Consider the following 3,684-nt stretch of genomic DNA (forward strand, 5'->3'; position numbering starts at 1 on the left):
CTATTATATGTTATAACAAGGAGGAATTCTAATGAAATGGCAGCACTGTATTAGATGCAGAAGTAATCGAGTTATCATCAAACAATCTATATTATTTCCAGTAATCTCTATAATTGTCGGCATTATGTGGAGTCAATCAAGGGTCTTTCTATGCTGGAGAAAACAAAGACCTCAGTATAATGTTCTTCATATTAGGTGGATTTACTCTTTTGGTTAGCGCAATATGGATGACTAAATCTAAACAACTGTATTGTAAAGATTGTGAATTGAGTTGGAAACCAGCTAAAAACCGTTAAGCCTTAAAGCACGGTAGTATAAAGGAGCGTTTTTATTTGAAAAAAGATAAAAAAGCCATCCAACAAGCTTTAGACTCCGCGAAGGGATCATTAGCTATTGAGAATCTACATTTATCAAAAGAAGAGGAAAGGTTAATTGAACAGCGATTAGCAGGAGAACTATCAGAAGAAGAATTCATAAAAAAAGTGCTAGAGCAACAAGATAAATAAAATCAAAGAATACATAGCAAAGTTAACTGAATAAAGAAGGTAGCAACACCTTCTCTATTCTTCAATCATAAAAGCGCCTTTAGCTGTATCGATTATATTTTGATAATCTTCCATAGCTTGTTCATGTAGATTAGCTTCTGAATAGTTTTTGTAATCAACATTATTTAACAAGGCAATAGCAGCTTTAACCATTAAGTCATCATATGAAAAAGGGATTTGAGATTCACCTTCAAAATCGACTTTTAATTCAAACATATACTCAGAATTACCTAAACGCACTAAATTACTTTTAACATACTCAGGTTTACCCATATATGTATGACCTCCTATCAATCTTATATATCGATTATAATACAAACTTATCACATGTAATAGTAAGGGGTGATTTAATTGAAAAAGTTTCTATATTTTGGTTTCGGAATATATCTAATATTATTTGCATCCTTTATAACAAATTTCACTGGTAATGCAGTAAATGAGATGCCCACGCCATTGTTTATCATATTGGTTTTAACTATGTTAGGGTCTGCAGCTTATTTAATAATTTCTTTAATTGTGTCAATGAAAGAGAGGTCCTAAACGCATGGAACAACTATCATTCTATGATTATCTAGATAAAGAAGAAGATCCACTGTACCAAAAGCTACTGCATGTGACGAAAGAAATGTCTGTCACTATCGGTCCATATAACGTATCCAGGAATCAAGCTAACATGTATGAAGCTGTATCTGAAGACGATGAATTTCCCGCTTCAAGTATTGATGATTGCTACGAGAAGCTTAATAAACGAATGAATAAAGAGTAACGATAACACAATTTAAAAGGAATAGGTGGTGAACTCTACATGGCATTACATTGTCGGTTTTGTACCGAACTTTACGATGAACGTTGGGACAAAATAGAAGATGGTTTCTTTTGTGACTTCTGCGACGGATTTACATACTTCAATCCTACAAAAGAACACAAATATACGTTGATCTTAGAAGATAAAGAACAACCTAAAATTCCTATTCCTAGCACAGACATAAAATTTAAAAAGCAACTATCGCCCCTTCGTTATCCTGGCGGGAAATCAAAATTAGTCGAACTTGTTTATAGTCATTTAAGAGAGTCCAATCGGGAACACTTTGTATCGCCTTTTTGTGGCGGGGCAAGTGTTGAATTATCATTACTTGAAGCGGGTGTCGTAGATCATTTAACTTTGAATGACTTAGATTTTGGTATCTATTCATTATTTTGGACCATCTTAAACACACCCGATATGTTAATTGAACAAATCTATCATACGCCTTTAACTCAAAAAGACTATTTTAGCGCACAACAAATTATAAATAACGATTATTATGGTGTTGATATGATTGATGCTGCATGGGCCTTATTAGTCACCAATCGTTTAGCATACTCTGGCATTGTTAAAGCAAACCCCTTAGGTGGAAGAAAGGGGAATAGGGCACAATTATTATCACGTTGGAATCCAAGTAATCTAGCACATCGAATCAAGAAGATTTATGAGATGCGTGAACAAATTACATTAACCAATCTTGATGCTATATCTGTTATAGAAGAGGAATATTGGCTTGCAAACGCAACACTGTTTATAGATCCTCCATATGTTTCTAAAGGCAAACAGCTATATCATCATTACTATGATAAAGGTAACCACATGGAATTATCACTTGTTCTCGACCTTTTATACCAAGGGCAGCCAGGAGCAGATATGATTATCACCTATGATTATAATGAATGGCTCAATAATCTATTTGGATACCCAGAAAGAGAGATTATCGGAAGAACTTATACCATCTAATCAGTAAGAAGAAAGAGAAGATATCGCATTCAATATAGAACACAATAAGTTAAAAGAACGTCAAGAATGCGAGAAAAAAGAACAAAAACATCAAGCAGACAAACAACGGCTTGAACAACTGGCTAATGCTAAAGCAGAAAATATAATAGTAAGATAGAAAAATTAAAAAACGTACACAAATTTCCTTCCCACATACATAACTAAGTGACCGATTATGAATATGGTCTAATAAAACTTTGGGGAGGACAAGCGATTATGTATTGTCAGTATTGTGAACGAGAAACCTTTGAAGACGTATTTCATTCAAACGAGTTGGGGCTCTCATTTCATTCAGAGTGTATTTTTAGAATGTTAGAAAACGATCCGGATGATATGGAACATCGTTTATTATATCTTGAATGGAGCATCCGATTAAAAGACGAAAAGGAGTGGTAATCTTGACTCGCCAAAATATTAGCATTGAAGAAGCCAAAACGACATTTAAGCAATTGCAGTGGTATATTCAAAACCTAATACGACAAGTGGGAGACGAACTTGAACACATCGATTATGATCCCAACAACATCGACGAAACATTCATGGTAGATGAATTTGAACGAATTATAACCGATTTAGAAGTGGCCGAAAATAAAATTGATTATATTCAGCGCCCTATTATCGATAAAGGGTTAATTACGAAAAATGAATTAGGTCGGTACGAACTACCGAGCGGGAACTATCTAACAAGCGGTAGCATTTGTGAAATCCTGGCTTATGACGATTATTTTGACTGCCAAATGTGGTTAAAGACACGCATCGAACATAACGGCGAGGACTATTATGCAACAGCGCTAGGTAGTGACAAATTGATTAACGGAATGATGGTACGTATCCGTAAGTGACTTTCATGAAATAAGGGGGAGGAACATGGACAAAGAACTCATTATCTCACAAGCGAAAGAGGACTTAATTACCTGGATTCAACAACTGACATTCGATAACCTAGAGGAATCCTTTGAACAAATACGCCAATACGAAGCTTTTTTGTTTCAGTTAGCAACGCTAAAAGAATTGTAAGAAACACCTTCTGACGCAAATCAAGAACAGCCGCCACCTACAACACAATCAGAAGAGAACGTTGAACATAAATCGCAACGCAAACAAGAGCTAACACCTAAATACCGTCTCGAACGTCAATTGCGTGGTGGATACATTCATGAATTAAATGCTTATGTTCCAGAAGGAGCGCTACGATCTATTGGAGCAGAAGATGGCGACTACTTATATGCCAAACATAAAGGAAATGGCTATTTTTATTATGAATTAGCTGAAAAAGGAACACCTTCTAAACATGAACGTGAAGAGGTTCTTTTTGGAGTCGTGGAGCGTAGT

At 35.2% G+C, this 3,684-nt stretch carries 7 protein-coding genes and 1 pseudogene; 7 read left to right on the forward strand and 1 reads right to left on the reverse strand.

Annotated elements, in window-relative coordinates; all coding sequences use genetic code 11:
* Positions 1-332 precede the first annotated feature (332 nt).
* Positions 333-506, forward strand: coding sequence for an antitoxin VbhA family protein (locus ACTWQB_RS16845; protein ID WP_443140321.1), 174 nt, complete (start codon positions 333-335; stop codon positions 504-506).
* 54 nt (positions 507-560) lie between these two features.
* Here ACTWQB_RS16845 and ACTWQB_RS16850 read toward each other — a convergent pair whose 3' ends face one another.
* A complete protein-coding gene (locus ACTWQB_RS16850; RefSeq protein ID WP_443140322.1) occupies positions 561-818 on the reverse strand; it encodes a hypothetical protein in 258 nt (85 codons plus the stop codon).
* A 271-nt stretch (positions 819-1,089) separates the two neighbouring features.
* Here ACTWQB_RS16850 and ACTWQB_RS16855 point away from each other — a divergent pair, with 271 nt between their 5' ends.
* From ACTWQB_RS16855 to ACTWQB_RS16880, 6 genes and pseudogenes are all read left to right on the forward strand, one after another.
* Complete coding sequence (locus ACTWQB_RS16855; protein ID WP_443140323.1) at positions 1,090-1,311, forward strand: hypothetical protein; 222 nt, start codon at positions 1,090-1,092, stop codon at positions 1,309-1,311.
* Between the two features lie 39 nt (positions 1,312-1,350).
* Positions 1,351-2,313, forward strand: coding sequence for a DNA adenine methylase (locus tag ACTWQB_RS16860; protein WP_443140324.1), 963 nt, complete (start codon positions 1,351-1,353; stop codon positions 2,311-2,313).
* A 255-nt stretch (positions 2,314-2,568) separates the two neighbouring features.
* Positions 2,569-2,748 (forward strand): hypothetical protein, encoded by a 180-nt coding sequence (locus ACTWQB_RS16865; RefSeq protein ID WP_443140325.1) that lies wholly within the window; start codon positions 2,569-2,571, stop codon positions 2,746-2,748.
* 2 nt (positions 2,749-2,750) lie between these two features.
* Positions 2,751-3,194 (forward strand): DUF5348 domain-containing protein, encoded by a 444-nt coding sequence (locus ACTWQB_RS16870; protein ID WP_443140326.1) that lies wholly within the window; start codon positions 2,751-2,753, stop codon positions 3,192-3,194.
* 25 nt (positions 3,195-3,219) lie between these two features.
* Positions 3,220-3,369 (forward strand): hypothetical protein, encoded by a 150-nt coding sequence (locus tag ACTWQB_RS16875; protein ID WP_443140327.1) that lies wholly within the window; start codon positions 3,220-3,222, stop codon positions 3,367-3,369.
* A 120-nt stretch (positions 3,370-3,489) separates the two neighbouring features.
* Positions 3,490-3,684: pseudogene (locus tag ACTWQB_RS16880) on the forward strand (hypothetical protein); the annotation flags it as partial.

Source organism: Piscibacillus sp. B03, from assembly GCF_052246295.1.
In the GTDB taxonomy this organism is placed as follows: domain Bacteria; phylum Bacillota; class Bacilli; order Bacillales; family Alkalibacillaceae; genus Piscibacillus.

Coding starts and splice junctions, on each gene's coding strand:
- ACTWQB_RS16850 (WP_443140322.1), bottom strand. CDS start 818: ATGGGTAAACCTGAGTATGTTAAAAGTAATTTAGTGCGTTTAGGTAAT.
- ACTWQB_RS16855 (WP_443140323.1), top strand. CDS start 1,090: ATGGAACAACTATCATTCTATGATTATCTAGATAAAGAAGAAGATCCA.
- ACTWQB_RS16860 (WP_443140324.1), top strand. CDS start 1,351: ATGGCATTACATTGTCGGTTTTGTACCGAACTTTACGATGAACGTTGG.
- ACTWQB_RS16865 (WP_443140325.1), top strand. CDS start 2,569: ATGTATTGTCAGTATTGTGAACGAGAAACCTTTGAAGACGTATTTCAT.
- ACTWQB_RS16875 (WP_443140327.1), top strand. CDS start 3,220: ATGGACAAAGAACTCATTATCTCACAAGCGAAAGAGGACTTAATTACC.